The sequence below is a fragment of the Cryobacterium sp. LW097 genome, from assembly GCF_002205495.2.
GTDB classification, from domain to species: Bacteria; Actinomycetota; Actinomycetes; order Actinomycetales; family Microbacteriaceae; genus Cryobacterium; species Cryobacterium zongtaii.
Genome location: NZ_CP021992.1, coordinates 2922135 through 2949072 on the forward strand (window position 1 = coordinate 2922135; position 26938 = coordinate 2949072).

Annotated in this window: 27 protein-coding genes, 1 tRNA gene and 1 riboswitch; of the genes, 10 read left to right on the plus strand and 18 right to left on the minus strand. The window is 69.3% G+C overall.

Going from position 1 to position 26938, the window contains the following annotated elements; translation table 11 throughout:
* The first annotated feature begins 42 nt into the window (after nucleotides 1-42).
* Nucleotides 43-115, plus strand: a tRNA-Lys gene (locus tag B7495_RS13705).
* A 68-nt stretch (nucleotides 116-183) separates the two neighbouring features.
* Here B7495_RS13705 and B7495_RS13710 read toward each other — a convergent pair.
* The gene (locus tag B7495_RS13710; protein WP_088457076.1) at nucleotides 184-585 is read right to left on the minus strand and encodes a glyoxalase/bleomycin resistance/extradiol dioxygenase family protein; all 402 of its coding nucleotides are present in this window, start codon (nucleotides 583-585) and stop codon (nucleotides 184-186) included.
* Between the two features lie 195 nt (nucleotides 586-780).
* Between B7495_RS13710 and B7495_RS13715 the strand changes: the two genes are divergently transcribed.
* Together B7495_RS13715 and B7495_RS13720 are read left to right on the plus strand one after the other, a co-directional pair.
* Nucleotides 781-1203 carry a hypothetical protein gene (locus B7495_RS13715; protein ID WP_165787893.1) on the plus strand — a complete coding sequence of 141 codons (423 nt, stop codon included), beginning with the start codon at nucleotides 781-783 and terminating at the stop codon, nucleotides 1201-1203.
* Between the two features lie 82 nt (nucleotides 1204-1285).
* Nucleotides 1286-3598, plus strand: a complete 2313-nt coding sequence (locus tag B7495_RS13720; RefSeq protein WP_088457078.1) for an FdhF/YdeP family oxidoreductase — start codon at nucleotides 1286-1288, stop codon at nucleotides 3596-3598.
* A 96-nt stretch (nucleotides 3599-3694) separates the two neighbouring features.
* Here B7495_RS13720 and fdhD read toward each other — a convergent pair whose 3' ends face one another.
* Nucleotides 3695-4543, minus strand: a complete 849-nt coding sequence (fdhD, locus tag B7495_RS13725) for a formate dehydrogenase accessory sulfurtransferase FdhD (RefSeq protein WP_088457079.1) — start codon at nucleotides 4541-4543, stop codon at nucleotides 3695-3697.
* Between the two features lie 328 nt (nucleotides 4544-4871).
* Between fdhD and B7495_RS13730 the strand changes: the two genes are divergently transcribed.
* Together B7495_RS13730 and B7495_RS19275 are read left to right on the plus strand one after the other, a co-directional pair.
* Nucleotides 4872-5717, plus strand: coding sequence for a ThiF family adenylyltransferase (locus B7495_RS13730; protein ID WP_168195329.1), 846 nt, complete (start codon nucleotides 4872-4874; stop codon nucleotides 5715-5717).
* A 4-nt stretch (nucleotides 5718-5721) separates the two neighbouring features.
* The gene (locus B7495_RS19275) at nucleotides 5722-5997 is read left to right on the plus strand and encodes a DUF6457 domain-containing protein (RefSeq protein ID WP_088457081.1); all 276 of its coding nucleotides are present in this window, start codon (nucleotides 5722-5724) and stop codon (nucleotides 5995-5997) included.
* Nucleotides 5998-6084: 87 nt separating this feature from the next.
* Here B7495_RS19275 and B7495_RS13740 read toward each other — a convergent pair whose 3' ends face one another.
* Nucleotides 6085-6417 (minus strand): cupin domain-containing protein, encoded by a 333-nt coding sequence (locus B7495_RS13740; protein WP_088457082.1) that lies wholly within the window; start codon nucleotides 6415-6417, stop codon nucleotides 6085-6087.
* A gap of 33 nt (nucleotides 6418-6450) precedes the next feature.
* A complete protein-coding gene (locus tag B7495_RS13745; RefSeq protein WP_088457083.1) occupies nucleotides 6451-6891 on the minus strand; it encodes a MarR family winged helix-turn-helix transcriptional regulator in 441 nt (146 codons plus the stop codon).
* Nucleotides 6892-6978: 87 nt separating this feature from the next.
* On the opposite strand from B7495_RS13745, the gene B7495_RS13750 reads away from it, so the two are divergent.
* Nucleotides 6979-7224 carry a hypothetical protein gene (locus B7495_RS13750; protein WP_088457084.1) on the plus strand — a complete coding sequence of 82 codons (246 nt, stop codon included), beginning with the start codon at nucleotides 6979-6981 and terminating at the stop codon, nucleotides 7222-7224.
* 130 nt (nucleotides 7225-7354) lie between these two features.
* Here the strand turns inward: B7495_RS13750 and B7495_RS13755 are convergent, their stop codons facing one another.
* The 5 genes from B7495_RS13755 to B7495_RS13775 form a co-directional block, all read right to left on the minus strand.
* Nucleotides 7355-8362 (minus strand): serine hydrolase, encoded by a 1008-nt coding sequence (locus B7495_RS13755; protein ID WP_088457085.1) that lies wholly within the window; start codon nucleotides 8360-8362, stop codon nucleotides 7355-7357.
* An 84-nt stretch (nucleotides 8363-8446) separates the two neighbouring features.
* The gene (locus B7495_RS13760; RefSeq protein ID WP_088457086.1) at nucleotides 8447-9040 is read right to left on the minus strand and encodes a hypothetical protein; all 594 of its coding nucleotides are present in this window, start codon (nucleotides 9038-9040) and stop codon (nucleotides 8447-8449) included.
* An 82-nt stretch (nucleotides 9041-9122) separates the two neighbouring features.
* Nucleotides 9123-10439, minus strand: coding sequence for a DUF445 domain-containing protein (locus B7495_RS13765; protein ID WP_121678496.1), 1317 nt, complete (start codon nucleotides 10437-10439; stop codon nucleotides 9123-9125).
* Nucleotides 10440-10510: 71 nt separating this feature from the next.
* Nucleotides 10511-11476 (minus strand): aldose 1-epimerase family protein, encoded by a 966-nt coding sequence (locus B7495_RS13770; RefSeq protein WP_088457087.1) that lies wholly within the window; start codon nucleotides 11474-11476, stop codon nucleotides 10511-10513.
* Between the two features lie 14 nt (nucleotides 11477-11490).
* Entirely contained in the window at nucleotides 11491-12318 is an 828-nt protein-coding gene (locus tag B7495_RS13775) for a DeoR/GlpR family DNA-binding transcription regulator (RefSeq protein WP_088457088.1), read from the minus strand.
* 85 nt (nucleotides 12319-12403) lie between these two features.
* Here B7495_RS13775 and galT point away from each other — a divergent pair, with 85 nt between their 5' ends.
* Nucleotides 12404-13585 (plus strand): galactose-1-phosphate uridylyltransferase, encoded by a 1182-nt coding sequence (galT, locus tag B7495_RS13780; protein ID WP_088457089.1) that lies wholly within the window; start codon nucleotides 12404-12406, stop codon nucleotides 13583-13585.
* Nucleotides 13582-14739, plus strand: a complete 1158-nt coding sequence (galK, locus tag B7495_RS13785; protein WP_088457090.1) for a galactokinase — start codon at nucleotides 13582-13584, stop codon at nucleotides 14737-14739. Before galT ends, galK begins: the two co-directional genes overlap by 4 nt.
* Nucleotides 14740-15214: 475 nt before the next feature.
* On the opposite strand, the gene B7495_RS13790 is transcribed toward galK, so the two are convergent.
* A complete protein-coding gene (locus B7495_RS13790) occupies nucleotides 15215-15697 on the minus strand; it encodes a YbaK/EbsC family protein (protein WP_088457091.1) in 483 nt (160 codons plus the stop codon).
* Between the two features lie 136 nt (nucleotides 15698-15833).
* On the opposite strand from B7495_RS13790, the gene B7495_RS13795 reads away from it, so the two are divergent.
* Nucleotides 15834-16367 carry a gamma carbonic anhydrase family protein gene (locus B7495_RS13795; protein WP_088457092.1) on the plus strand — a complete coding sequence of 178 codons (534 nt, stop codon included), beginning with the start codon at nucleotides 15834-15836 and terminating at the stop codon, nucleotides 16365-16367.
* 54 nt (nucleotides 16368-16421) lie between these two features.
* On the opposite strand, the gene B7495_RS13800 is transcribed toward B7495_RS13795, so the two are convergent.
* The 8 genes from B7495_RS13800 to B7495_RS13835 form a co-directional block, all read right to left on the minus strand.
* Nucleotides 16422-17306 carry a bifunctional methylenetetrahydrofolate dehydrogenase/methenyltetrahydrofolate cyclohydrolase gene (locus B7495_RS13800; RefSeq protein ID WP_088457093.1) on the minus strand — a complete coding sequence of 295 codons (885 nt, stop codon included), beginning with the start codon at nucleotides 17304-17306 and terminating at the stop codon, nucleotides 16422-16424.
* Between the two features lie 170 nt (nucleotides 17307-17476).
* Complete coding sequence (gene glyA, locus B7495_RS13805; RefSeq protein ID WP_279327050.1) at nucleotides 17477-18775, minus strand: serine hydroxymethyltransferase; 1299 nt, start codon at nucleotides 18773-18775, stop codon at nucleotides 17477-17479.
* A 30-nt stretch (nucleotides 18776-18805) separates the two neighbouring features.
* A riboswitch (ZMP/ZTP riboswitch) is annotated at nucleotides 18806-18895 on the minus strand.
* A 5-nt stretch (nucleotides 18896-18900) separates the two neighbouring features.
* Nucleotides 18901-19239 (minus strand): monovalent cation/H(+) antiporter subunit G, encoded by a 339-nt coding sequence (mnhG, locus tag B7495_RS13810; protein WP_088457094.1) that lies wholly within the window; start codon nucleotides 19237-19239, stop codon nucleotides 18901-18903.
* Nucleotides 19236-19508: a monovalent cation/H+ antiporter complex subunit F gene (locus B7495_RS13815; RefSeq protein ID WP_088457095.1), complete on the minus strand. Its 273-nt coding sequence runs from the start codon at nucleotides 19506-19508 to the stop codon at nucleotides 19236-19238. The genes mnhG and B7495_RS13815 overlap by 4 nt, the downstream gene beginning before the upstream one ends.
* Nucleotides 19505-20134, minus strand: coding sequence for a Na+/H+ antiporter subunit E (locus B7495_RS13820; protein ID WP_121678497.1), 630 nt, complete (start codon nucleotides 20132-20134; stop codon nucleotides 19505-19507). The genes B7495_RS13815 and B7495_RS13820 overlap by 4 nt, the downstream gene beginning before the upstream one ends.
* A complete protein-coding gene (locus B7495_RS13825) occupies nucleotides 20131-21690 on the minus strand; it encodes a Na+/H+ antiporter subunit D (protein ID WP_088457097.1) in 1560 nt (519 codons plus the stop codon). Before B7495_RS13825 ends, B7495_RS13820 begins: the two co-directional genes overlap by 4 nt.
* Entirely contained in the window at nucleotides 21690-22190 is a 501-nt protein-coding gene (locus B7495_RS13830) for a sodium:proton antiporter (RefSeq protein WP_088457098.1), read from the minus strand. Before B7495_RS13830 ends, B7495_RS13825 begins: the two co-directional genes overlap by 1 nt.
* Nucleotides 22187-25255 (minus strand): Na+/H+ antiporter subunit A, encoded by a 3069-nt coding sequence (locus B7495_RS13835; protein ID WP_088457099.1) that lies wholly within the window; start codon nucleotides 25253-25255, stop codon nucleotides 22187-22189. The genes B7495_RS13830 and B7495_RS13835 overlap by 4 nt, the downstream gene beginning before the upstream one ends.
* A 243-nt stretch (nucleotides 25256-25498) precedes the next feature.
* Between B7495_RS13835 and B7495_RS13840 the strand changes: the two genes are divergently transcribed.
* On the plus strand, nucleotides 25499-26935 hold the full coding sequence (locus B7495_RS13840; protein WP_240632507.1) for an amino acid permease: 1437 nt from the start codon (nucleotides 25499-25501) through the stop codon (nucleotides 26933-26935).
* The last annotated feature ends 3 nt before the right edge of the window (nucleotides 26936-26938 follow it).

A 26938-nucleotide genomic window follows, 5' to 3' on the forward strand; every position in this document is an offset into this window, starting at 1 on the left:
TCACAAAAACCGTCCGCCAATCCACGCTAAGTTATTAACCGCGGGCCTCTAGCTCAGTTGGTAGAGCAAAGGACTTTTAATCCTTGGGTCGTCGGTTCGAGCCCGACGGGGCCCACTTTCTTAACGCCGGGGGTGTTCTCGGGTGCCGGGACACGGCCGGTCGATCGTGCCGCGTCTGACTGCTCAGGACGGCCCCGATTCGTTGCTGTCGGCATCCTGGATCACCAGGAGCATGGTGCCCTCGGGATCGCGCAGGTACGCGACCCGTTCACCCCACGGCATGTCGGCCGGCGGCACCACGACAGCCGCGGCCGCGGCCTCGACCACGGCCGCCAGGTCGGGCACGTACATACACAGGTCCACGGCGTGGCCGGTCGCCGGGCGGGGGGTCTCGCCGTAGAGGGCCGGCGCCGTGCCCCGACCGAGAGCCACCTGACCGTCACCGATGCGCAGGGTGAGGTAGTCCGGCTCACCGCGCTCGGGAAACCGGTAGTCGACAACGCCGGACAGCACGCTCACGTACCATCTCCAGGTGGTCGCGAGATCGACACAATTGACGACCGGGAACAGCTCACCTCTGGCCATGGCCCCACCCTAGGATCGTCACCGCAATCCCACAACGGCCGCCGAGACTGGGCACGCGCACGGAATGTCCTGCGAGTCTTCAGTGTTTCCCCCTCCCTAGACGCGCATTCTGGTGTGCTGTAGTCCGGCCGCGGGCGCGTAATCGGCGCTTCGGCGCAGGACGGCGCACATACCGCGCGTCAGGAGAGGAGCCCAGTGCGCAAGAACATCGACGTCGAGGTGGAGACCGGCGTGATCGAGAAGTACCGCCGACACCCCAACGGCAATGGGTGGGTGTCCGGCAAGTCGACCGTGCAACCGAGCGCGTTCATCTCCGAGTCCGCCTACATCGAGTCAGGCGCGCAGGTGGGCCGGGAGTCGTGGGTCGGGCCGGGCAGCTGGATCGACCACGACGTCGTCATCGGCGACAAGGTGTTCGTCGGCCAGAACGTGCACATCGGCGAGGGCAGCCTCGTCTCGGGCGGTGCCCACCTGGGCAGCCATGTGCGCATCGGCCGCAACGTGCGGATCGCCGCCGGTGTGCGCCTGGACCGGGACACCCGGGTGCCCGACGGCACCGACGTGGCCGCAGGCAACGTGGGCGCGGACGGTCGCCGCTCACACGGGCTGGCCGCGTGAGCATCCGTTTGGCCCGGTAAAAGCGCAAAACCCGCGAGCACCCGGTGCACGCATCCGGCTCCGACAGGAGCAGGATGGGGTCATGACACGTCGCGCACCGGTCAAGGACATCAACGAAGACGACCTCGTTATCGGCACCCCCAAGAAGGCCGCCGCCGGCCTCGAGGCGGTGGTGGTGGCGCTGGACCGCGGCATCGCGCAGGCCGGGGTCGGTCGCACCGCCCGGGCGTTGCTGCGGCTCAACCAGCGAAACGGCACCGACTGCCCGGGCTGCGCCTGGCCGGAGTCGACCGGGCACCGCAAAACCGCCGAGTTCTGCGAGAACGGCGCCAAGGCCGTGGCCGAGGAGAACACCCTCCGCACCGTCGGACCGGGATTCTGGGCCGAGCACTCGCTCGCCGACCTGGCCGACAAGACCGAGTACTGGCTGGGCAACCAGGGCCGCATCTCGCAGCCCGTGGTGGTGCGCCCCGGCGACACCCACTACTCCCCCATCGCCTGGGAAGACGCCTTCGCGCTGATCGGCGAGAAGATCCGCGCCACCACCGCGGACCGCACCGTGTTCTACACCTCGGGCCGCACCGCCAACGAGACCGCGTTCCTGTACCAATTGTTCGCCCGGTCGATCGGCACCAACAACCTGCCGGACTGCTCGAACATGTGCCACGAATCCTCCGGGTCGGCACTGAACCCCACGATCGGCATTGGCAAGGGCACCGTCTCGCTGGAGGACATCCACGTGGCCGAACTGATTCTGGTGGTGGGCCAGAACCCGGGCACCAACCACCCTCGGATGCTGTCCGCCCTGTCCGACTGCAAGGCCAACGGCGGCAAGGTCGTCGCCGTGAACCCGCTGCCCGAGGCCGGGCTGTTCAACTTCAAGGACCCGCAGACCCCCACCGGTCTGGTGGGCCACGGGGTGCCGTTGGCCGACGAGTACCTGCAGATCAAGGTCGGCGGTGACCTGGCCCTGTTCCAGGCGCTCGGCCACCTGCTGCTCGAGGAGGAGGCCCGGGTACCCGGTTCCGTGGTGGACCAGGAGTTCATCGACCTGAACACCGACGGCATCGAGGCGTACCGGGCCGCCCGCACCGAGATCGACTGGGTCGAAACCGAGAAGGCCACCGGCCTGTCGCGTCTGGAGATCAGCGTGGTGGCGAAGATGCTCGCCGCGTCGAAGGCCACCATCATCTGCTGGGCGCTGGGCCTGACCCAGCAGCCGCACTCGGTGAACACTCTCAAGGAGATCATCAACCTGCTGTTGCTGCAGGGTAACTTCGGCAAGCCCGGCGCCGGCGCCTGCCCGGTACGCGGGCATTCCAACGTGCAGGGCGACCGCACCATGGGGGTGTGGGAGAAGCCCAAGGAGGCCATGCTCGCCGCGCTCGACGCCGAGTTCGGCATCGTCTCACCCCGCGAGCACGGCCTCGATTCGGTGAATACCGTCGAGGCGTTCGAGAACGACGACGTCGACGTGTTCGTGTCGATGGGCGGCAACTTCGCGCTCGCATGCAGCGACACCGACCTGCTCGAGGCCGCGATGCAGCGGGTGGGCCTGACCGTGCACATCTCCACCAAGCCGAACCGGTCCCACGTGATGCACGGGGTCACCTCGCTCATTCTGCCGACGCTGGGCCGCACCGACACCGATGACAAGCATCCGTCGGGCCGGCAGGTTCTGTCGGTGGAGGACTCGATGTCGATGGTGCACTCCACCCAGGGCAGGCTCGCCCCGGTCTCCGAGCACCTGCTGGCCGAACCGGTGATCGTGGCCCGGATGGCCAGGGCCACGCTCGGCGACGACCACCCGGTGGATTGGAAGGCGATGGCGGAGGACTACGACGTCATCCGCGACCACATCGCCCGGGTGCTGCCGGGTTTTGAGGACTTCAATAAGCGGCTGCGCGACAAGAACGGCTTTGTGCTGCCCAACCCGCCGCGCGACACCCGCAGCTTCGCCACCGACATCGGCCGGGCCCGGTTCACGGTGAGCCCGCTGGAGTACCTCACCCCGCCGCCCGGGCACCTGATTCTGCAGACCATGCGCAGCCACGACCAGTACAACACCACCTTCTACGGGCTGGATGACCGCTACCGCGGCATCAAGGACGGCCGCCGGGTGATCCTCATCCACGCTGACGACGTCACCGAGCTGGGCTTTGCGGACCGCGATCTGGTCGACGTGATCAGTACCTTCGGCGGGCAGGAACGCCGGGCCGACAAGTTCAGGCTCGTGGTGTACCCCACCCCGCGCGGCTGCGCGGCGGCGTACTTCCCCGAGGCGAACCAGCTGATGCACCGGGAGTTGGTGGCCCGGGAATCGAACACCCCCGGCTACAAGGCCATGAGCGTGCGGTTCATCGCACACGAGGCCGGGCTGCCGGTTCTGAGCTGACGCCGGGCCGCTGAGGCGGGCAACTGTTGCCCGATCGGACTTCTGCGCCCGGTGCGCCGGACGCAGAAGTCCGATCGGGGCACAGTCGAGGCTGGGTCAGACCGCGGCGAGCGCGCCCTGCACGATGCGCTCCTCACCGGCGTAGATCACCATCGAGTCGCCGCGGACGAAGCCGACCAGTGTCAGGCCCACCTCGTGCGCGAACTCGGCGGAGAGCGACGACGGCGCTGACACCGCGGCGAGCACCGGGATGCCGGCCATCAGTGCCTTCTGGGCGAGTTCGAAGCTGGCCCGGCTGGAGACCATCAGCACGGTCCCGCGCAAAGGAAGCAGGTTTTCTTTGACCGCCCAGCCGATCACCTTGTCGACGGCATTGTGCCGGCCCACGTCTTCCCGCATCACCAGCATCTCGCCCGTGGCCCCGACGAACAGGGCGGCCGCGTGCAGGCCCCCGGTCTTCTCGAACACCGCCTGCGCCTGGCGCAGCGTGTCGGGGAACGTCGTGAGCAGTTCGGCGTCGACGCGGACGGCATCCGCGCGCACGTCCCAGGTGGACTTGGTGCGCACGGCATCGATGCTTTCCTTGCCGCACAGCCCGCAGGAGCTGGTGGTGAGGAAGTTCCGCTCCATGCCGGGGGTGGGCCCGGCGACGCCGGGCGCCAGGCGCAGGTCGAGCACGTTGTACGTGTTCACGCCCTCGGCGGTGGCACCGGCGCAGTACCGGGCGGTGGCGAGGTGCTCCGCCTGGGTGAGGATGCCCTCGGAGACCAGGAAACCGGCGGCCAGATCGACGTCGTGGCCGGGGGTGCGCATGGTCACGGCCAGGGAACGGCCGTTGACCCGCATCTCGAGCGGCTCCTCCACCGCGAGCACGTCCTCCCGGCGGATCGGCGGCTGGCCCACCGTAAGCCGGGTGATCTTGCGCCGTGCCGTGACTCTACTCATGGGTGCCCTCCTCGGGAGTGCGTCGGGTGTGCCCGTGCGGGATCACCGGAACCTCCTTCGAGCCTAATCCTCGGATTCGAATGGTGGGAGGGACCGGGCCGTTCGCGAAAGCGGGCCTATGGCTGCTTCGAGCGCCGCGAAGTAGCCATCCGGCCGCTCTCGCGGAAGGGACAACACGCGAGAGCGGGAGCGTGGCTGCTTCGAGCGCCGCGAAGTAGCCATCCGGCCGCTCTCGCGGAAGGGACAACACGCGAGAGCGGGACTGTGGCTGCTTGATGGTCGGGGCGGCGTGGGCATGCCGGGGACGATTGCCGCGTACCGTGGTGTCATGGCACTTCCCCCTCTCGTCGAGCCCACCGGCCCGCTCAGCCCCACCGAAACCGCGCGTCTGCAGCAGGTGCGCAACCTGCCCCAGCTGCGACTGCCCCCGATCGATGACCTCGGGCACCGCCGCCTCGCGGCCGCCCGCGTGCTGGTGCTGGGCACCACGGGCCTCAGCGCGCCCGCCGTGCGTTCCCTCGCCGCGGCCGGGGTGGGCACCATCGGGCTGGCCGACGTGGGCCCGCTCGACGTCGACGCCCTGGTGCTCGCCACCACCACCATCCTGACCCTCTCCCCCGACACCGCAGTGACGGCGCACGACGAGGACCTCACGGCCGAGTCGGCTACCCGCATCCTCGGCGGCTACGACCTGGTGATCGACGGCAGCGACCTCACCCCGCAGCCGTTCCTCGTTGGCGACACCTGCGCCAGCCTCGGCCTGCCGCTGGTGTGGGGCTCCGTGGCCCGCGGCAACGCCGAGGTGTCGGTGTTCTGGTCGAGCCCACCACGACGCAGCGGCCAGCGCTCGACCCGGTTGCGCGACTTCTTCGGCACGGATGCGGCCGGCGCGGCCGCTGCCCCCGCCGACCCCGGCGTGCTCGGTGCGCTGCGCGGCCAGGCCGGCGCGATCCTGGCGGCGGAGGCCGTCCGCCTGATCACCGGCACCGGCGAGCCGCTGATCGGCCGGGTGCTCACCATCGATGCCGAGTCCGGCCGGTTCGACGCCGCTCAGCTGCCGGTGGCTCAGCCTGCCGCCTCCGGTGCCGTGATCGAGACCGACGGCGCGGAATCCGCGCCCGGTGCCTCACCCGGTGCCACCATTATTGCCACCGCCACCGCCACCGAGGAGTGACACCATGAGCACTAACATCCCGCTCCCTCCCGAAGCCCTCGACGAGTGGCTGGCCGCCCTCGCGACCCGGCTCGGCCTCGACGCCGACGTGGTCCCCACCGGACTGCTACTGGACGTGGCCCGGGACGTGGCGCACAATGTGGCCCGGCCGGCGGCGCCGCTGAGCCTGTTCCTAGTGGGGCTGGCTGCCGCGCAGAACGGCGGCAGCGCCGAGGACATCACCGCGGCGAGCGCCGCTGCGACCGAGCTCGCTCTGGGCTGGCCCGCCCCGCCCGAGTAACGGCTCTCCCACCGAGTAGCCCCCGCTCAAACGAGTTGCCCAGGCACACCGGGGCATCTCGTCCGGAACAGGGCATTTCGGCGTTCCCTAGGGCCGCTTCGCGACGGTCAGCAGGATCGCCGCATCCTCTTCAGCCTCGAGGCTGTGCCTGGCGTCGGGCACGATGAGCAGGTCGCCGGTGCGCGCCTGCCAGGAGTCCTCCCCCACGATCAGGCGCACCCGCCCGCTCACCACGAAGACGGTGGCGTCGCCCGGGTTCTCGTGCTCGGCCAGGACGGTGCCCTTGACCATGCCGATGACGGTCTGGCGCAGCACCTTCTCGTGGCCGCCGTACACGGTGTCGGCCGCCCGGCCGCTGCTGGCGGTGGTGGCCGCGGCGAGTTGCTGGCGGGCGAGGGCGTCGATCGAGATCTTCTGCATGTCGCCAGCGTACGACTCCGCCGCCGGTCCGGGTTACCGGGTCGCGCTGGTGGCGCGAATGACCTCGTTGAGGGTGTCCCGCAGGGCGATCAGGGCCTCGGGCGACATCTCCAGGGTGCCGGCCACCCGTTCCGGGATGGTTTCGGCGATGTGGCGCAGCTCGCGGCCGTGCTCGGTCAACGTCACCTGCAGCGCACGCTCATCGGTCGCCGACCGCTCGCGGCGGATGTGGCCGGTCGCCTCCAGCCGCTTGAGCAACGGTGACAGGGTGGCCGGCTCCAACCGCAGCACCTCGGCCAGGCTGCGAAGGGTGCGCGGATGCTGCTCCCACAGCGCCAGCATCACCAGGTACTGCGGATGGGTGAGGCCCAGCGGCTCCAGGATCGGCTTGTACAGGGCCACAGTCGTGCGTGCCGCCACGGTGAGGGCGAAGCAGACCTGGTTCTCCAGGGCGAGCACGTTCGGTTCGGTCATCGCGTCTCCTGAGCGGGCATCCGGGGCCGGGCATCCGTCGTCTGGCACCCGTGGCCACGCCGCCATTTAGTTAGTACACTAACTATTATGACCTCTGCCAAGAAACGCAAACCGACCATCAAGGAGGCCGGCGGCTTCACGGCGTGGTTGAACGGTCGATTGTTGCCCTTCATCGGCCCGCCGCCGCTGGGCCCGTACGACGACGAGGTGCCTGCGCAGGAGCGCCCGGTGGCCCGGTGCCCGCTCTGCGGGGAGCCGATGACCGCGCACGACATCGACCGCAGCGGCGAGCGCACCCAGCTGCGCTGCCCGCAGCCCACGGTGGCCGAGTAGGACCCTGCGCGCCATCCCGTCGCCGGAGCGCACGCGGTCAGGTGTGCGGGCGCCGCGCCGTTATGCGGGTGGCGTGCCACCCGCATACCGGCGCCTGACCCGCCGACCGGCACCCGGTACCGCCATCCACCTAGAACTGGGCGTCGATCTCCACCACGAGGTCCCAGGCTCCCTCTTCGGCGTTGCTGAGCACCACCACGTCGAGACCGCTCTTGGGGTAGTGCCGCAGGATGCCGCTGGCGCCGGCGTTGACGCCGTCCTTGTAGTACGAGCGCACCTTGCCGTTGTCGTCGAGGTCGAACTCGAGGCCGAAGCCGTACTTCACGTCGTCGTCGTAATCCACCTGCGGGGTGAAGAACTCGTCGGTGTACTCCTTGGAGAGCAGCTGGCCGCCGCGGACGGCGTTGAGGAAGTTCATCAGGTCACCGGCGGTGGTGTGGGCGCCGCTATCGGGCGAGCCGATTGCCGGGGAGCTGTAGATGTTCGAGACCCAGCTGCCGTCCTCGCGGCGGTCCCAGCCTTCGGCGACCCGCTCCACAGCGTCGCGGCGGTCGAAGAAACCGGAGTCGGCCATGCCCGAGCGGGCAAAGACCTCTTCGCGCACATAGTCGCGGTAGGACAGGCCGGAGGCCCTCTCCACGGCCAGCCCGGCGAGGATATAGCCGACGTTGCAGTCCTCGACCTGCACCCCAGGCGGGGCCAGGCGCGGCTTGTCGGCGAACAACGGCAGGAAGTCGATCGTTTCGATCAGCGAGTAGTTGGGGGTCACAGCCCAGTACTCGTCGTAGTCCTCGCCGGCCTCCTCGTCGACGTCATCGGCGATGCCGCTGGTGTGGGTGAGCAGGTGCAGCAGGGTGACGTCGGTGCCGATCGAGCTGCCCCCCAGGTCCACGTACTCGTGGATCGACGCCTCGAGGTCGAGCCGGCCGGCTTCCACCTGCTGCAGCACGGCCACACTGGTGAAGAGCTTGGTGATCGACGCCGTGTCGAAGCGGGTGTCCAGAGTATTGGGCACCTGCCAACGCGGGGTGGCGAACCCGCGGGCCGCCTCAAAAATGGTGCGGTCGCCGTCACGCACCAACACCACGCCGGAGAAATCGCTGTCATCGAGAAAAGTCTGTATTGCCTGGGTATCCACCCTTCGAGCGTAGCGAACGGCGACGGCTTTCGTGCCGACGGCTGGGCCGGTGCCGGCCGCCCCGCACGCCCCGGCGCTCAGCGATCAGCCGCGGTGCCGGGACTTCTTGGCCAGGGCGGCGAGGTCGATCTTGCCGACGGCCCGCATACTGGCGGCGCGGGCGGCCTCGTAGCCTGGCTGGTTCGGGTCGACGCGCTGGGCCAGGAGACGGGCCGCGAGCGCGTCGTTGATCTCCTGGAGCGCATCCGCTCGGGCCTTCTGTACGAGAGCGGCGACCTGTTCGTCGTCGTCGGCCATCTCCCGCAACCGTTCGGCGACGTGGTCGTGCAGGGTGCGTCGCCGACCCAGCCGCACGACGTCCCTGCGCTTGTTCTCCAGCTCCCGGCTCTTGCCCGCACCGGTGGTGCGCGAGAGGTGGGCGCCGAGGCGTTCGACACGGGTGGAGTCCTCGTCGTTCTGCCGGGCCACCTCGAGCAGTTCCTGCCTGGCGAGCGCGGCATACTGTGCCGGGTCATAGTCGCTGTGGTCGCGGAGGGCGCCGACGATGATGCGGTTCTTCAGGGCCATCCGCACGGCGGCGAGGGCGATGAGCATGCCCTCGTCGACGATCCTGCCGGTGGAGGGCGTGGCCGGGCCCGGGGTGGCGCTGCCCTGGGTGTTGTGCGAACCGTTCTCCACCGTTTCAGTATGGCTCACCGCGGTGGGCGCCGTCAGAGTGTCCGGGCATCCGCATCGGCCGGATCCGCCAGGTGCCAGGCGGTCACAGGCCGAACACGAGCACCGCCCCCTGGGCGAGCGAGAAGATCAGCAGGCCGGCCAGCGCACCGACGACGGTTCCGTTGATTCGGATGAACTGCAGGTCCTTGCCCACCTGCAACTCGATCTTCTCGGTGGTCTCGGCCGGGTCCCAACGCTCCACGGTTTCGGTGATCACGCCGGCGATCTCGTGCCGGTACTTCTGCAGCAGGTAGCCGGCCGCATCCGCCAGCCAGCGGTCGATGCGGGCGCCCAGCGATGCGTCGCGCACCAGCCGGCCGCCCACATCCAGCACCGTCGAGGTGATGCCGGTGCGCACGGCGCTTGCCGGATCGGCCAGGGCGCTCAGCAGCGACTGCTTGACGGACTCCCACGCGTCGCCGGCGAACTCGCGCAGCTTGGCGTTGTCGACCAACTCGAGCTTGAGCACCTCGACCCTCTCGATCATGGTGTCATCGTGCTGCAAGTCGTCCATCAGCTCGGCCAGGTAGCGGTCGATGGCTGCGCGCAGCGGATGCTCGGGGTCGGCCTGCACCGTCGCCACAAAACCGAGCACCTCGCGATAGGCCTTGTCGTCGACCATTTCGCCGACGAAGCCGGGCACCCAGCGGGGCAGCCGGGTCGACACCGAGGTGCCGAAGGCCTCGGGGTGGGTCTGCAGCCAGCTCTGGGCCTTGTCCACCAGCAGGTCCACCGCGGCGTGGTGCCGACCGGAGACCACCAGGTTCTCGCCCAACCGGCCCAGGCTCGGCGCCCACGAAGGTTCGAGCAGGTGCTCACGGGCGACGCCCTCGAGCAGGTCCTTGATGTCGTCGTCGCTGAGCAGGTCGAGCAGCCCGGTGCCGGCGTGCGCGAGTTCGTCGGTGAGCCGTTCGGCGTTGGCGGGCTGCACCAGCCAGGCGCCGAGGCGGCGGGAGATGCCGATGGACTCGAGCTTGCCGCGCACCACGGCATCGGAGAGGAAGTTCGACTCCACGAATTCGCCGAGGCTCTCGCCGATCTCGTCCTTGCGGTTGGCGATGATGTTGGTGTGCGGGATGCGCAGCCCCAGCGGGTAGCGGAACAGCGCGGTGACGGCGAACCAGTCGGCGATCGCGCCCACCATGCCGCCCTCGGCGGCAGCACGCACGTACTCGAGCCACGGGTAGCGGTCCTGCAGCGCGAACGACACCGCGAAGACCACGGCCATGGCCACGAGCAGACCCAGGGCCAATCGCTTCATGCCCACGAGTGCGACCCGGCGGGCCTCGTCGGAGGCGCTGAGTGGGGCTCGGCCGCCGGGAGCGGTGGGGGCGGATGTACTCAGGGAGGGTGTTGCCATGGGTCTGGTCGTTCCTCGTCGGTCCGGGAGCGCGGTGTGCGCAGCGCTCCCGCCACCCTAGGCCGGGTTGCTCAGGCTGCGAAACCCGTCGGGGTGATTCCCCAGCGAACGACCCAGTCCTCGCCGGGAGCCAGCCAACGGAGGCCGTGGCCGGAGTTGAAGGCATCCGCCGGAGCGGTCATCGGCTCGATCGCCACGGCCTGGCCGAGTTCGGTGGTCTCGCCGCCGTCCGCGGTGCCGGTGCGCACCGGGAAGTTGCGCGGCGTGAACGCCTGCACGTAGGCCATGTTCTCGTCGCCCCAGAGTGTGACCCGGCGGCCGTCCGGAGCGGTGAGGGAGTGCTCCCCGCGGCCGTCCCGAACGATCACACCGCCGAACCCGTCATCAAGGTCGAGGTCGTCCACCCGGGCGCCGGCGCGCAGGTCGAACGCGGTGCCGTCGACGGGACTGACGCCGATGGGGTTGAGCCGGTGGTCAACGTCGATGTGGCTGGTCGCGTTCAGACGCAACACGAGGTCGCCGGTGGGCACGTCACCGATCTTGAGGTAGGGGTGGGTGCCCAGTGCGACCGGGGCACTCTCGCTGCCGACGTTGCGGATGGTGTGGGTGACGGCCAGGCCGTCGGCCGTGAGCGCATAGCTGACGGTGGTGTCCAGCTGGTACGAGTAGCCGGCCTGCGGGTAGACCGTGGCGGCCAGGGTCACCTCGGCGTCGCTCTGGGCGACCAGCCGATAAGCCGTGACGGCGAGCAGCCCGTGGATGGCGTTCAGCCGCGCCGGCTCGGTGATGGCCAGCAGGTGCCGCACGCCGTGCTGGGTCCAGATCGCGTCGCGGATGCGGTTGGGCCAGGGCACCAGCACGGTCCCGGCGCCGAGCGGCGGTACGGACGTCGCCGCGAAGCCCTCCACCAGGTCTGTGCCGTTGAGTGCATATTCACGGATGCCGGCGGCGACCTCGGTGATGGTCGCCGTGGCCGGGCCCTGCGGGGTCTGCAGGGTGAGGCTGTATTGGGTTCCGGTGGCGGCAGCAAACGACATGGTGGACTTTCGGATCAGCTCGGTTGGAGCACGGCGAGGCCGGCCTCGCGGAGCGGGGCCAGGGTGAGCGGGTCGGCGGCCGCATCCGTCACCAGGGTGTCGAAGGCGGCAAGCGGGCCGATCCGGCCCAGGTGCACCTGCCCTAGTTTGGCACCGTCGGCGACGATGATCGCGCGCGCCGCAGCGGCGAGCATCAGGGTCTTCACGCCGGCCTCCGGCAGGTTGATATTGGTGACGCCGCCGTCGGCGTCGACGCCGTTGCAGCCGATGAAGGCGAGGTCGGCGTGCACCTGGCTGAGCACGGTCGCGGCGAGCGGGTCGACCAGCGAGTGCTGCAGCGGGCGCAGCGACCCGCCGGTGACGATCACGGTGAACCGTGGGATGGCGCTTTCCAGGGCCAGGGCGATGCTCAGCCCGTTGGTGATCACGACGATGTCGGTGAGGTCGGTGCGGGCCACCAGGGCCCGGGCGATCGCGAGAGTCGTGGTGCCCACGTCGAGGATCACGCTCTGGCCGCTGGCCACCAGCGATGCGGCGAGCTCGCCGATCTGCTGCTTGGGGATCACCGAGGAGACGAGCGCTTCCTCGAAGGAGAACTCCCGGTCGGGACGGCTCGTGGTGGCGATCCCTGCGGGCACCGCACCGCCGTGGATGCGGGTGAGCGTGCCGGCGCTCTCCAACTGGTCGAGATCGGCGCGGGCGGTGACGCCGGAGACGCCGAAGGTGTCGCTGAGCTCACTGACGCGCACGAAGCCGCGTTCGTCGACGAGCCGCTGGATCTGTTCCCGGCGCTGGTGGGCGGGCAACAAATCCCGGTCGGTCGGATGTTCCGCTGAGGCCATACCGCAATCTTCACTTATTTTGTGTCGCTTTTCAATACGCAAGTAGTGGTTTCGGTTGCGCAAATCGGCTAGCGTTGATGCCATCATGACTCCCACCCCAGAATTCGTCGCAGACACCGCCATCGCACGCCAGGCGCACACCCTGGCCGACGGCCGCGAGCTCATCTATTTCGATGACCCCGACACCACCCTGTCGCCCGACCGGGCTCCCGACCTGCGCGACCTCGGTCCGCGTCCGGCGAACGCGCGCATGCGCCAGGACCCACTCAGCGGCGAATGGGTGTCCATCGCCGCGGCCCGGCAGAACCGGGTGTTCCTGCCGCCGGCGCACCTGGACCCGCTCGCGCCGTCCACCCCGGAGAACCCCTCAGAGGTGCCCAGCAACTACGACGTGGCCGTGTTCGAGAACAAGTCGCCCTCGTTCGGCCCGCTGCTCACCGACGACGACGCGCCCACCGGCCTGGACGATCTGCGCACGATCGGGCTGGGGCGCATCCGCACCTCGGTCGGCCGCTGCGAGGTCGTCTGCTTCAGCCCCGCCACCGAGGGCTCGTTCGGCAGCCTCTCGGTCACCCGCGCCCGCACCGTGATCGAAGCCTGGGCCGAGCGCACCCACGCGCTCTCCCAGATGCCCGGCATCGAGCAGGTGTTCCCGTTCGAGAACCGTGGCGAGGCCATCGGTGTCACGCTGCACCACCCGCACGGCCAGATCTACTCCTACCCGTACGTGACCCCGCGCACCCAGCGGCTGATCGACTCGATCGAGAGCTACGGCCCCACCCTGTTCGCCGACATCCTGGAAAGCGAACAGGCCGGCGAGCGAGTCATCCTGCGGGGCGAGCACTGGACGGCCTTCGTGCCGTTCGCCGCCCGCTGGCCCGTCGAGGTGCACATGCTGCCGCACCGGCAGGTGGCCGACTTCGCCGGCACCACTCTGGCCGAGCGCGACGAGCTCGCGGTGCTGTACCGCCGGCTGCTGCGCGGCATCGACCAGCTCTACTCCACGCCCACCCCGTACATCGGTGCCTGGCACCAGGCGCCGGTGAACGTGCACCGGGACGACATCCGGCTGATGCTGCAGCTCACCAGCCCGCGCCGCGCCGAGGACAAACTGAAGTTCCTGGCCGGCTCCGAGGCCGCCATGGGCGCCTGGATCGGCGACGTGACGCCCGAGCAGGCGGCCGACAACATCCGTGCAGCGATCGCGCGGTCGGACGCCGCCGATGCCGCAGCCACCGACAGCACCACCGGAAAGGCCCACTCGTGAGCGACCACCAGAGCATTCTCAGCGGCTTCCAGGGCCGGTTCGGTCGCGACGCCGACGGCCTGTGGTTCGGCCCCGGCCGGGTCAACCTGATCGGCGAGCACACCGACTACAACGACGGCTTCGTCTTTCCGTTCGCGATCAACCGCCGTGCCGTCGTGGCCCTCGCGGTGCGAGACGACCGGATGCTACGGGTCGCCAGCTCCTTCACCGACGAGGTCGTCGAGATCTCGCTCGACGACCTCTCCCCCGAGACAGTGTCGGCCTGGTCGGCGTATCCGCTCGGCGTGGCCTGGGCCCTCGGCGAACACGGCGCGGACCTCGAAGCGGTGACCGGCTTTGACGCCTACATCGACTCCGACGTGCCGATCGGCGCCGGGCTGTCGTCTTCCGCGGCAATCGAGTGCGCCACCGCCGTGGCCCTCGACGAGGTCTGGAACCTCGGCTTCGACAAGCGGGTGCTCGTGCGGGTGGGGCAGCTGGCCGAGAACCGGGTCGTTGGCGCGCCCACCGGCATCCTGGATCAGTCGGCGTCGCTACTGGGCCAGACGGATGCCGCCGTGTTCCTGGACTGTCGCAGCTTCGAGTCCGAGGTCATCCCGCTCGGCTTCGACGCCGCCGGCCTCGAGCTGCTGGTGATCGACACCAAGGTCAGCCACGCGCACGCCACCGGCGGCTACGCCGACCGACGTGCCTCCTGCGAAAAGGGCGCGGCGCTGATGGGCGTCGGGTCGCTGCGCGACCTCACCGTGGACGACCTGCCGCGGGCCGCGTCGGTTCTCGACGAGGAGACATACCGCCGGGTGCGGCACATCCTCACCGAGAACCAGCGGGTGCTCGACACCGTGCAGGTGCTGCGCGAAGAGGGTCCCAGCGCCATCGGTGCATTGCTGGATGCGTCGCACGCCTCCATGCGCGACGACTTCGAGATCTCGGTCGCCGAGCTCGACCTCGCCGTGGAGACCGCCCGCACCGCCGGCGCCCTCGGGGCCCGCATGACCGGCGGCGGCTTCGGCGGCTCTGCCATCGCGCTCACCCCGCACGCAGTGATCCCCGCGGTGCAGCAGGCCGTGTCTTCTGCGTTCGCCGCCGCGGGCTTCACCGCGCCCGACATGTTCGTGGTGCGCGCCGCGGCCGGGGCCGCCCGCCTCGTCTAACGAGACACCGTCCGCGATCGAATTGCGGACTTCCCGCCTTCGTTTCACCAGCTAAGGCGGGAAGTCCGCAATTGAGTCTCAGGGCGCCCCGAGTGTCGGTGGCTCGGCTCACGCTGTCCACATGAACGAGCCGACCCCCCACCATCCACGACGTCATCCACACCGTCTTTGGCGGCGCCTTCGACGAGAGCACAGGCATCAGGCACCGCCGCGTGCAGCAGGTCGAACAGGACCTGCGCGCCGCGCGCAGGCGGCCGAGAGAGTCTTGGCCAAGATGTCCGTACAGGACCGCGAGCACATGGAGCGCGTGATCGGCCGCGTCACGGATCACCCATCGTCGACCGGCCCGAGATCGAGGGCAGGCAGTCGACGATCCACCCCAGCTTCGAGTGAGTGAGGCTCCGGAGATCCGCCTCGACGACCTGCCCGAGCGGCCGCGGACGGTTCCAGTGTGCCGAAGGCTGGTGGCGGACGCCTATTTCGCCGGAACGACGGGGGTCGCCTCGCCGCCGGTGAGGCGGAGCAGCTCGGCGAACGTGGTGGGGAAGACCGTGTGCGCGTGCCCCGCCGCGGCCCAGACCACGGGGTAATCGGCCAGGTCCTCGTCAACCAGGGTGCGAATCGGCGACGGATGCCCGACGGGCGCGACCCCTCCGATGACCTGCCCGGTGGCCTCTTTCACCAGGTCTTTCGACGCCCGGCCGATGGTGCCGTCAAGCCGCTCCCCCAGCCAGGCCGTGTCCACGCGGTGCGCGCCGGAGGTGAGCACCAGCAGCGGGGCGCCGTCGAGGGTGAAGACCAGTGAGTTCGCGATGGCGCCCACTTCGATGCCCAACGCGGCGGCTGCCGCGACAGCGGTTGTGGCGGCGTCGTCGAACCAGCGGATCTCGGGGTCGAGACCCTGGGCGTTCAGCGCCAGGCGCACTCTGTCGACGGCCGGATGCGCGGTGTTCACCATGCCTGCATCCTAGAGCCCCCCACCATCCGCCCACCTGGTCGAACGGTCGGAAGGACATGGGCCGATAAATAGGACGCTCTGGGCCTTGGGCTCAAGGGGTCAGCGCAACACGGCGTCGGATTACTAGGGTGGAGCCATGACCGCCGACAGTGCCGCCCGCCTCATCACCCTGCCCGACCGTCCGGGGCCCCGGGTGGCCGAGAGCGCATTCGTCGCCGCCGGCGCCGTGCTGGTGGGAACCGTGAGCCTGGCGGAGCACGCGAGCGTCTGGTACAACGCGGTCCTGCGCGCCGAGGCAGAGCCCATCCGCATCGGCGCACGCTCTAACCTGCAGGACAACGTCTCCTGCCACGTCGACGGCGGGTTCCCGCTGACCGTGGGCCGCGACGTCTCGGTGGGCCACGGTGCCGTGCTGCACGGCTGCACTGTGGAGGACGGCGCCCTGATCGGCATGGCCGCCACGGTGCTCAACGGTGCCGTGATCGGCGCCGGCTCGCTCGTGGCCGCGGGCGCCGTGGTGCTCGAGGGCACCATCGTGCCGCCGGGCTCCCTGGTGGCCGGCGTGCCGGCCAAGGTGCGCCGCACCCTCACGCCAGACGAAATCGAGGGCATCCGGCACAACGCCGTGGCCTACCTGGGCCACGCAGCGCTGCATCGCCTCGCGAACTGAGAGCCCCAGAATCGGCGGGATTCTGGGGCCTACCTCACGGTTCGCGGAACGAGACTAGGGCTTGAGCAGGCGCTCGGAGGCCTTGACCACGTTGGCCAGCAGCATCGCGCGGGTCATCGGACCCACGCCACGGGGGTTCGGCGAGAGGTAACCGGCGACTGACGCGACGTCGGGGTGCACGTCTCCGGTGAGGATGCCCTTGCCGGTCTCCGGGTTCTCCACCCTCGTGATGCCCACGTCGAGCACCGCCGCGCCGGGCTTGATCCAGTCGGCCTGCACCAGGTGCGGCACTCCCACGGCGGCCACGACGATGTCGGCGCGGCGCACCTCGGCGGCCAGATCGACGGTGCGGGAGTGGGTGAGGGTGACGGTGGCGTCCAGGCCCTTGCGGGTGAACAGCAGGCCCAGCGGGCGACCCACGGTGAGGCCGCGGCCGATGACGACCACGTTCTTGCCCGCGATCGGCACGTCGTAGCGGCGCAGCAGCTCCACGATGCCGGCCGGGGTGCAGGGCAGCGGCGAGCTGAGCTCCCCCTCGATGCCGAGTACCAGGCGTCCGAGGTTGGTGGGGTGCAGGCCGTCGGCGTCCTTGGCCGGGTCCATCAGCTCGAGCATGGCGTTCTCGTTATGGCCCACCGGAAGCGGCAGCTGGATGATATAGCCGGTGACCTCACGGGCGGCGTTGAGGTCGGCAATCGCGGCGCGCACATCCGCCGACGTGGCGGAGCCGGGCAGGTCGACGCGGATCGACTCGATGCCCACCTCGGCGCAGTCCCGGTGCTTGCCGGCCACGTAGGAGCGCGAGCCCGGGTCTTCGCCGACGAGCAGGGTGCCGAGGCCGGGCACAGAGCCCAGCGCGGCCAACGCGCGTACGCGCTCGGTGAGTTCAAGCTTGACCCGGGTCGCGGTGGCGACGCCGTCGAGGGTGAGTGCGGTCATGCGACATCCGATCTGTTGGTAGTACTGCGCGCCGGCCCCAGCCTGGGGCCACGCGCCAATCGGGCAGCGGCCCTGCCGGCCCCTGACGCGGGGGCGGCGAAGTGCTGCCGGGTGCGGGCGGTGACGGATGCGCTGACGCTAGTGGCCGCATCCGTCACGACCCGACGGACCTACTGGGACAGGCCGGGGTAGAGCGGGAACGCGTCGGTGAGGCCCTTCACCCGAGCGCGGAGCGCGGGGATGTCGGCGCCGGGCTTGAGCGCTTCGGCGATGACGTCGGACACGACGGTGAACTCGGCGTCGCCGAATCCACGCGTGGCCAGGGCCGGCGTGCCGATGCGCAGGCCCGAGGTCACCATCGGCGGGCGCGGGTCGAAGGGCACCGAGTTGCGGTTGACGGTGATGCCCACCTCGTGCAGGGCGTCTTCGGCCTGCTGGCCGTTGATCTCCGAGTTGCGGAGATCGGCGAGCACCAAGTGCACGTCGGTGCCGCCGGTGAGCACGTCGATGCCCGCCGCGCGGGAGTCGTCGGCGGTGAGCCGGTCGGCCAGGATGCGGGCGCCGCGGAGGGTGCGCTCCTGGCGTTCCTTGAACTCGGGCAGCGCGGCGAGCTTGAACGCGGTGGCCTTGGCGGCGATCACGTGCATGAGCGGGCCGCCCTGCTGGCCGGGGAACACGTTGGAATTGAGCTTCTTCGCCAGCGCGGTGTCGCGGGAGAGGATGAAGCCCGAGCGCGGACCGGCGAGGGTCTTGTGCACGGTGCTGGAGACGACGTCGGCGTACGGCACCGGCGACGGGTGGAGTCCGGCGGCGACGAGTCCGGCGAAGTGGGCCATGTCGACCCAGAGCTTGGCGCCCACCTCGTCGGCGATGGCGCGGAACGCGGCGAAGTCGAGCTGGCGGGGGTAGGCCGACCAGCCGGCGATGATGACCTGCGGCTTGTGCTCGAGCGCCTTGTCGCGCACGACGTCCATGTCCACTCGGAAGGTCTCCGGGTCGACGCCGTAGGCGACCGGGTTGTAGAGCTTGCCGGAGAAGTTGAGCTTCATGCCGTGGGTGAGGTGGCCGCCGTGCGCCAGCTCCAGACCCAGGATGGTGTCGCCGGGGGTGGCGATCGCGGAGAGCACCGCGGCGTTGGCGGTGGCACCGGAGTGCGGCTGCACGTTCGCGTATTCGGCGCCGAACAGGCTCTTGGCCCGGTCGATGGCGAGCTGCTCGGCCACGTCGACGTACTCGCAGCCGCCGTAGTAGCGACGGCCGGGGTAGCCCTCGGCGTACTTGTTGGTGAGCACCGAACCCTGCGACTGCAGGATGGCGCGGGGCACGAAGTTCTCGCTGGCGATCATCTCGAGGTAGTCGCGTTGGCGACCGAGCTCCTGCTCGAGGATCGCGGCGATCTCGGGGTCGACGACCTCGAGGGGCTCGTTGAAGGTGGAGGGTACGGAACTGGTAAGCACACTGTCGGACACGGGAAAACTCCTTGAGACTATCGATGGATGTGTCGTGGCCCAGGCGTGCGGTCACTAACCGTGTCAGTCGCTCCCCGATGGTGACCCATCTTTCGTGCTACGCCAGTCGCGACCCGGCAATACTATCAGCCGCGTGCGTTCCGAAGCTCGTCGATCACGAGCAGATCGGGCCGCAGGTGGTCGGTCTGGTAGGAGGCGCGGGCCACGAGGTGCGCGGCCATCGGAGCGGTGAGCGTCTGGAAGAGCACGATCGCGACCACCAGGGTCACGGTGCCGACACTGAAATTGGTCACCGCGATGTCCAGGGTGACCGCCATGAGGCCGAGGATCTGCGGCTTGGTGGCGGAGTGCAGCCGGGTGAGCACATCGGGGAAGCGCAGCAGGCCGACGCCGGCCGCGAGGCACATCAGGGCGGCGAGAAGCACAAGGACCGCGGTGACCACGTCGCTCCAGAGGGCGTTCATGCGCGGTTCCGGCCGGGCAGGAATCGGGCGACGCTGAGCGAACCGAGCACGGCGAACAGGGCCAGCACCAGTAGCACCGGCAGGTTGTCGGTGTGCCGGTTGAACGCCATCTCGGCGCCCAGCGCGCAGATGATGGTGGCGACGAGCACGTCGGAGGCGATCACCCTGTCCAGCACCGATGGTCCGCGGATGATGCGGTAGACGGCGGCGAGGGCGCCGGCGCCGAACATGAGGCCGGCGACGATCGCGACGATATCCATGGGGGTCATGCCGGGGCTCCGTTCTGGGGGTCTGTGGGGGTGTGCGGCCCGGCCGACCGGTCGAGGCCGTGGCGCAGGTCTTCTTCGGCGCGCACCCTGGAGACCCGCTCGACGTCTTCGGCGGAGCCGAACGCCAGCACGATGCGTCGCTCGGTGGCCAGCACCCGGGCCCGGAACTTCTGGGTCGCCGCCACGTCGTGCATGTTGATCACGTGCAGGTACAGGGTGGAGTCGAGCCGTTCGATGTCGACCACGATGGAGCCGGGCACGATGGAGGTGGCCACGGCGGTCCAGGTGAGGATGAGGTCGCTGCGGGTGCGCAGGTGCACCGCGACGATGGCGTTGCTCGGGGTGTAGGTGGGGCCCAGGGCGAGCCAGGACACGTCGACGGAGGCGCGCACGATGTCGAAGAGCAGCTTGCCGAACAGCCAGGCGCTGCGCCAGAGGTTGATTCGGCCGCTCAGTTGCACGGCCGGCAGGTAGAAGACGATGGAGACGACAGCGGCGAAGATCACCCCGGTGAGCAGGTTCAGCCAGGAGAATTTGCCCCATAGCAGCGCCCAGAGCAGCACCAGGCCAAGGAACAGCGGCAATTGGTTCAGGGCGGCGGCGAGGCGCTCCCGGCGCGCGCTCACGGGGCACCGCCGGGGAAGACGGCGTCGATGTAGGTCGACGGCTCTTCGATGTTCGCGGCGGCGCGGGCGGCGAGGTCGAAGGCGGGGCCGGCGAAGACGGTGAGGCACACCGTGAGCGCCAGCATGGTCGCGGTGGCCGCGGTCATCAGCGGTGATGTGGTCTTGGTCAGCACGGTGCCCTCGTCGTGCGGGTCGTCCTGCAGGGCGCTGAGCATGGCGGAGTCGTAGTTTTCCACGTCGCGACGCGGCCGCCAGAACGCCATGTTCCAAGCCCGGGCCAGCGCGTACAGGGTCAGCAGCGACGTCGCGGCACCGCCGGCGAGCAGCAGGTAGTTCAGGCCCCCGCCGACCTGCACGCCCGCGTCGAACAGGGCTACCTTGCCGAGGAAGCCGGAGAACGGCGGGATGCCGCCGAGGTTCATCGCCCCGATGAAGAACAGGATGGCGACGAACGGGGCGGCCTTGAGCATCCCGCCGAGCCTGGCCAGCGAGGTGGTTCCGCCAATGCGCTCGATAAGCCCGGCGCACAGGAACAGTGTCGTCTGGATCATGATGTGGTGCACGACGTAGTAGATGGTGGCCCCGATCGCCGCCTCGGTGCCGATGGCGATGCCGAAGATCATGTAGCCGATGTGGCTGACCAGGGTGAACGAGAGCAGTCGTTTGATATCGGCCTGGGCCAGCGCGCCGAGTATGCCGATGACCATGGTGAGCAGGGCCACGATCATCAGCGGCACCTGCAGTCGGTTATCGGGGAAGAGCAGCGTCTGGGTGCGCAGGATCGCGTAGACGCCCACCTTGGTGAGCAGTCCGGCGAACACCGCCGTGACCGGGGCCGGCGCCGTCGGGTAGGAGTCCGGCAACCAGAACGAGAGCGGGAACACCGCCGCCTTGACGCTGAAGGCGATGAGCAGCATCAGCCCGAGGATCAGCTGCACGTCGCCGGGCAGCTCCGGGATGCGTTCGGCCAGCAGCGCCAGCGTGACGGTGCCGGTGGCGCCGTAGATCAGGGCGATGGCGGAGAGGAACAGGATCGAGGAGACCAGGCTCACGACGATGTAGGTCACGCCGGCGCGGATGCGTGCACCGGTGCCGCCGAGGGTGAGCAGCACGTAACTGGCCGAGAGCAGCATCTCGAAGCCCACGTACATGTTGAACAGGTCACCGGCGATGAACGCGTTGAACAGCCCTGCCGCCAGGACCAGGTAGGTGGGGTGGAAGATCGACACCGGGGTCTCTTGGTCGCCCTCCACGATGCCCTGGCCGACGGCGAAGAGCAGCACGCCCAGCAGCATCAGCGCCGAGACTATGAGCATGATCGCCGACAACCTGTCGACGACGAGCACGATGCCCCACGGCGCCTGCCAGTCGCCCACGTGCACCACGGCGGGTCCCTGCTGGTCGACGAGCATGAGCAGGATGGCGCTGATCACCACGACGGCCGCCAGCGAGAACACGCTCACCGCCACCTGGTAGCGCGAGCGGCGGCCGAGGGCGAGGGTGAGCGCGGCGCCGAGCAGCGGGATGGCGACCACGAGGGGCACGAGTATGTTCATCAGGTGCCGGCCTCCCGGTCGCTGTTGCCGGTGTTGTCGGCTCCGCTGCTGTCGTCGTCGCTGCCGTCCTCGCTGGCGTCGAGCGACGCCTGCACGGCGGCCTCGTCGTCGGTGGAGGAGCGGAAGGTGACCTCGGAATCCCCGGAGGTCTCCGCGGCGTGCTCGTCGGTGAGGGTGTCGCCCTCGTCGCCGAGCTGGGCCAGCCACCAGGACCGGTAGATCAGCGCGAGCAGCAGTGCGGTGATGCCGAAGTTGATCACGATCGCGGTGAGCATCAGCACCTGCGGCACCGGGTCTGCCATGGTGTCGTCCAGGGACGTGCCGGTGACGATCGGTGAGCTGCCGGGCCGGCCGCTCATGATGAAGATGAGCAGGTTGGTGGCGTTGCCCACGAGCAGGAATCCGATCAGCACCCGGGTGAGGCTGCGCTCGAGCATGATGTAGATGCCCGCGGCGTACATCACCGCCATCACGATCACCAGGGTCAGGGAGGCGCTCATCGCGGGTCTCCTTCCGGTGCGTTACGGCTCTCGCCGGCCGGCTGAGTGATCGGGGCCGTGTCAGGTCCGGTGCCGGGCGCGGGCGCCTCGGCGGGGGTCCACTCCGACGACGCGTCGAAGCCGAGAGCGTCGCCGGCGTCGCTGGAGGCGTTGCCGATCGGTGGCACGGTGGAGTGGTCTTCTCCGTCGTCGCCGGGTTCGTCGAGTTCGCTCTGCCGGTCGATCTCGCTGCCGAGGCTGCGGAGGATGTCGAGGACCAGGCCGATGACCACGAGGTACACGCCGATGTCGAAGATGCTGGAGGTGCCGAAGGAGAGGTGGCCGAGCACCGGCAGGTCCGCCTCGAAGTACGCCGACTCCAGCGGGATCCCGGTGACGAACAGCGATCCCACGGCCGTGCCGACGGCGAGCACCACGCCGAGTCCCAGGATTTTGCCCGGGTCGATCGGGGCGGCTTCGCCCAATTCGTACCGGCCGCCGGCCAGGTACCTGGCCACCAGGGCCAAGCCCGCCAGCAGGCCGCCGGCGAAGCCGCCGCCGGGCAGGTTGTGGCCGGCGAAGAGCAGGTAGATCGACACGATGATGGCCGGGTGGAACAGCAGCCGCACCAGCACCTCGATGATGATCGACCGGTTCTCGGCCGACTGGGTGCGACCGCCGAGCAGCCAGGACTGGCGGGTCACGGCGTGGCCGGCGGAGCTCGCGTGCGGGTCGGCCACGACGCGGCGGCGGTTCTTCGGCTCGCGGCGTTTGCGGGACTCGCGGAGCCTGGGCATTTCTGTGCTGCGACCGGACACGAACAGCAGGCTCGCGACGCCGGTGGCCACCACGATGAGCACTGAGATCTCGCCCATGGTGTCCCAGGCCCGGATGTCGACGAGCATCACGTTGACGATGTTGTTGCCGTGGCCCTCTTCGACGGCCAGCCTGGGCAGTTCCGCGGCGATGCTCTGCGTCTGGCGGGCGCCGAGGGAGATGACCGCGATGGTGCCCATCACGATGCCAACGAGGGCGCCGATGATCGCCCGCCGGCGACGGTGCATCGGGCGGTTGTGCTCGGCGATGCGGCTGGGCAGCCGGCGGAGCACGAGCACGAAGACCACGAGGGTGATCGATTCGACGAGCGCCTGGGTGAGCGCCAGGTCGGGGGCGCCGTGGAAGGCGAACAGGGCGACCAGGCCGTAGCCGGTGACGCCGGCCAGCAGCACCGCGGTCATCCGCTGCCCGACCCTGGCGGCCATCACGGTGGCGATGATCATGACCAGGCCGATGATCACCTGCCCCGGGTAGTCCCAGAGCACGATGGCGTCGGGCCAGGTGCGGTTGACGAAGGACGCCGCGCCCAGCGCGAGCACGAACACCACGAGGATGGTGGACAGGTACTGCGGCAGACCGCCTCGCTGGGCGAGGTGGGTGGTGCGGGCGGCCACCCTGTCGATGAATCGCACGGTGTGGCCATAGCCGTGGCCGGCGTCCACCCAGGCGGGCACGGCGGCCTGCCAGCGGGCCACCCGCTTGCGCTGGGCAAAAATGACCAGGCCCAGCAGCACCACGATCGTGCTGAGCAACAGGGCCGGTTCGAACCCGTGCCAGAGCGCCAGGTGGTAATCGCCGCCGCCGGGCACGGTGTCGGCGTACGCGGCCAGCATCGGGTCGAGCAGCATAACGAATGGGCCCAGCAGCACGGTGGCGACCGAGAGGATGCCGGGGGCCAGAGCGAAGTCCCACCGACTGGCGTGCAGGGGGGTGTCGCTGATCACCGGGCGGGTGCCGAACGCGCCCCAGAAGAACTTGGCGCTGTAGGCGACGGTGAGCACCGAACCGAGCGCGGTACCGGCCAGGGCGATCCAGCCCCAGCCGTCGCCGGCCAGGCCGGCCTCGAGGAACGCGGTGAACACCGACTCCTTGGCGACGAAACCCAGGAGCGGCGGCAGGCCGACCATCGACGCGACGGCGATGAGGGCGATGGCGGCGAGCGCCGGTTCGCGGCGGCCGATCCCCGAGAGCTTGCGCCAGTCGCGGGTACCGGCGCGGTGGTCGATGATGCCGACCACGAGGAACAGGGTGGCCTTGTACAGCGCGTGGGCGAGCAGCAGCGCCGCCCCGGCGAGGGCAGCGTCGCGGGTGCCGAAGCCGACGACGACCATGAGGAAGCCGAGCTGGCTGACGGTGCCGTAGGCGAGCATCAGCTTGATGTCGTGTTGGCGCAGCGACCGCCAGGCGCCGACGAGCATGGTCCAGATGCCGATGGTGACCAGCACCGGCAACCAGCCCGGCGAGTCCGCGTAGCCAGGCGCGAACCGGGCGGTGAGGTAGATGCCGGCCTTCACCATCGCGGCGGCGTGCAGGTAGGCGCTCACCGGGGTGGGCGCGGCCATCGCGGCGGGAAGCCAGAAGTGGAACGGGATCAGAGCCGACTTCGACAGCGCACCGACCAGGATCAGCAGCACCGCCCAGATCGCGATCGGGGTCCCGCTGGGTTCGGCGACGATCGCGGCCAGCGAGGTGGTGCCGGCGTCGACGGAGATCATCACAACGCCGATGAGCATCACCAGGCCGCCGAAGGTGGTCACCAGCAGGGCCTGCAGGGCGGCACCGCGGCTTTCCCGTTTGGTCGTGTAGTGCCCGATCAGCAGGTAGGAAAGCACGCTGGTGATCTCCCAGAACATGAACATCACCAGGATGTCGTCAGCGGTGACCAGACCGTACATGGTTCCGGCGAAGGCGAGCAGCAGCGCGGCGAACCGGCCCAGGCTGGGCTCGTCGGCGTCGAAGTAGCGAGCGCAATAGATGAGCACCAGCGCACCGACACCGGTGACGACGAGGGCCAGCAGCCACGCGAGCGCATCCACCCGGAAGGACAGACTGATGCCCAGCTGCGGGATCCACGGCAGGCTCTGGGTGACGGCGCCGCCGACGGTGACCACGCTCGTCTGGGTGAGGGTGTAGCCGAACGCCACAGTGGGCAGGATGGCCACGACATAAAAAACGCGCAACCCGATCAGGCGGGTGAGCGTGGGAGTGAGAACGGAAACGAGCAGGAAGACCAGGAGAATTGTCGCCATGGGGCCTCCCGGCTCTCTGTAAAAGAGTGTCGTCTCTACGGTCAGAGTGTCGCTGCCCAGTCTACAGGAGGGGTCTTTCGACCCTGACCGTTGAGCATCCGTCGACTAGTGTTGCCGCAAACCCCAGATCGGATGCTTCACGTGACCACTCGCACCACAGGGCCTGACCGCCCCGAGAACTCGCCCGCACGCACCAGCGCCACACCGCACCGCTCCGGCCACGAGGAAACCCCGCTCGAGCACATCGACGACGCCCTGAGCGTGCACGAGGACCAGGGCCTGCACAAGGGCCTCAAGGCCAGGCACGTGCAGATGATCGCGATCGGCGGCGCCATCGGCACCGGCCTGTTCCTCGGCGCGGGCGGCCGGCTGGCCATCGCCGGTCCCGCCCTGGTGTTCGTGTACGCGATCTGCGGCTTTTTTGCGTTCCTGATCCTGCGGGCGCTCGGCGAGCTGGTGCTGCACCGGCCGACCTCCGGCTCCTTCGTGTCGTATGCGCGGGAGTTCTTCGGGGAGAAGACCGCGTTCGTGACCGGCTGGCTGTACTGGCTGAACTGGGTGATGACCGCGATTGTGGACGTGACCGCGGTGGCGCTGTACATGAACTTCTTCGGCAAGTACTGGGCCCCGTTCGGCGACGTGCCGCAGTGGCTGTTCGCGCTGCTGGCCCTCGCCGTGGTGCTGGGCCTCAACCTGCTCTCGGTGAAGGTGTTCGGTGAGCTGGAATTCTGGTTCGCCCTGATCAAGGTCGTCGCCATCGTGGTGTTCCTGATCGTGGGCACCTGGATGGTCATCTTCGGCACCCCGGTGGAAGGCGCGACGGTGGGCTTCTCCCTGATCGCCGACAACGGCGGCTGGCTGCCCAACGGCCTGCTCGCGTCGGTGCTCGTGGTGCAGGGCGTGGTCTTCGCCTACGCCTCGATCGAACTGATCGGAACGGCCGCCGGCGAGACCGAGAACCCCGAGAAGGTGATGCCCAAGGCCATCAACACGGTGATCGTGCGCATCGCGGTCTTCTACGTCGGGTCGGTCCTGTTGCTCTCGCTGTTGTTGCCGTACACGGCATACGAGGCCGGCGTGAGCCCCTTCGTGACGTTCTTCGGTTCGATCGGTGTCGAGGGCGTCGACGTGATCATGAACCTCGTTGTCCTCACCGCCGCGCTGTCCTCACTGAATGCCGGCCTGTATTCCACCGGACGCATCCTCCGGTCGATGTCGCTGGCCGGGTCGGCGCCCCGGTTTGCCGACAAGGTGAGCCGCAATGGGGTGCCGTTCGGCGGCATCCTGCTCACCGGTGTCGTCACCCTGCTCGGCGTGGCCCTGAACGCGCTTGTTCCCGACGAGGCGTTCGAGATCGTGCTGAACATGGCCGCGATCGGCATCATCAGCGCCTGGGGCATGATCGTGCTCTGCCAGCTGCGGTTGCAGGCGTGGGCGAAGGCGGGCATCCTCACCCGGCCGGCGTTCCGGATGCCCGGAGCCCCGTTCACCGGGTACCTCACGCTGGCCTTCCTCGCGACGGTGCTCGTGCTGATGGCGTTCGACTGGCCGGTCGGCACCCTCACCATCAGCTCGCTCGGACTGATCATCCCGGCGCTGATCCTGGGCTGGTTCGCCTGCCGTGGCCGGATCCTCGAGATCGCGGCAGCTCGGCCGCCGCTACCCACCGCCAAACGCTAGGCC

What these genes read in the sequence shown, in the direction of transcription:
- B7495_RS13750 (WP_088457084.1), top strand. Translation starts at nt 6,979, where the DNA reads ATGACCTCTGCCAAGAAACGCAAACCGACCATCAAGGAGGCCGGCGGC.
- B7495_RS19275 (WP_088457081.1), top strand. Translation starts at nt 5,722, where the DNA reads ATGAGCACTAACATCCCGCTCCCTCCCGAAGCCCTCGACGAGTGGCTG.
- B7495_RS13745 (WP_088457083.1), bottom strand. Translation starts at nt 6,891, where the DNA reads ATGACCGAACCGAACGTGCTCGCCCTGGAGAACCAGGTCTGCTTCGCC.
- B7495_RS13835 (WP_088457099.1), bottom strand. Translation starts at nt 25,255, where the DNA reads ATGGCGACAATTCTCCTGGTCTTCCTGCTCGTTTCCGTTCTCACTCCC.
- B7495_RS13795 (WP_088457092.1), top strand. Translation starts at nt 15,834, where the DNA reads ATGACCGCCGACAGTGCCGCCCGCCTCATCACCCTGCCCGACCGTCCG.
- B7495_RS13790 (WP_088457091.1), bottom strand. Translation starts at nt 15,697, where the DNA reads ATGGTGAACACCGCGCATCCGGCCGTCGACAGAGTGCGCCTGGCGCTG.
- B7495_RS13770 (WP_088457087.1), bottom strand. Translation starts at nt 11,476, where the DNA reads ATGTCGTTTGCTGCCGCCACCGGAACCCAATACAGCCTCACCCTGCAG.
- B7495_RS13815 (WP_088457095.1), bottom strand. Translation starts at nt 19,508, where the DNA reads ATGACCCCCATGGATATCGTCGCGATCGTCGCCGGCCTCATGTTCGGC.
- B7495_RS13775 (WP_088457088.1), bottom strand. Translation starts at nt 12,318, where the DNA reads ATGGCCTCAGCGGAACATCCGACCGACCGGGATTTGTTGCCCGCCCAC.
- B7495_RS13710 (WP_088457076.1), bottom strand. Translation starts at nt 585, where the DNA reads ATGGCCAGAGGTGAGCTGTTCCCGGTCGTCAATTGTGTCGATCTCGCG.
- fdhD (WP_088457079.1), bottom strand. Translation starts at nt 4,543, where the DNA reads ATGAGTAGAGTCACGGCACGGCGCAAGATCACCCGGCTTACGGTGGGC.
- B7495_RS13830 (WP_088457098.1), bottom strand. Translation starts at nt 22,190, where the DNA reads ATGAGCGCCTCCCTGACCCTGGTGATCGTGATGGCGGTGATGTACGCC.
- B7495_RS13825 (WP_088457097.1), bottom strand. Translation starts at nt 21,690, where the DNA reads ATGAACATACTCGTGCCCCTCGTGGTCGCCATCCCGCTGCTCGGCGCC.
- galT (WP_088457089.1), top strand. Translation starts at nt 12,404, where the DNA reads ATGACTCCCACCCCAGAATTCGTCGCAGACACCGCCATCGCACGCCAG.
- mnhG (WP_088457094.1), bottom strand. Translation starts at nt 19,239, where the DNA reads ATGAACGCCCTCTGGAGCGACGTGGTCACCGCGGTCCTTGTGCTTCTC.
- B7495_RS13730 (WP_168195329.1), top strand. Translation starts at nt 4,872, where the DNA reads ATGGCACTTCCCCCTCTCGTCGAGCCCACCGGCCCGCTCAGCCCCACC.
- B7495_RS13740 (WP_088457082.1), bottom strand. Translation starts at nt 6,417, where the DNA reads ATGCAGAAGATCTCGATCGACGCCCTCGCCCGCCAGCAACTCGCCGCG.
- B7495_RS13720 (WP_088457078.1), top strand. Translation starts at nt 1,286, where the DNA reads ATGACACGTCGCGCACCGGTCAAGGACATCAACGAAGACGACCTCGTT.
- B7495_RS13800 (WP_088457093.1), bottom strand. Translation starts at nt 17,306, where the DNA reads ATGACCGCACTCACCCTCGACGGCGTCGCCACCGCGACCCGGGTCAAG.
- B7495_RS13765 (WP_121678496.1), bottom strand. Translation starts at nt 10,439, where the DNA reads ATGGCAACACCCTCCCTGAGTACATCCGCCCCCACCGCTCCCGGCGGC.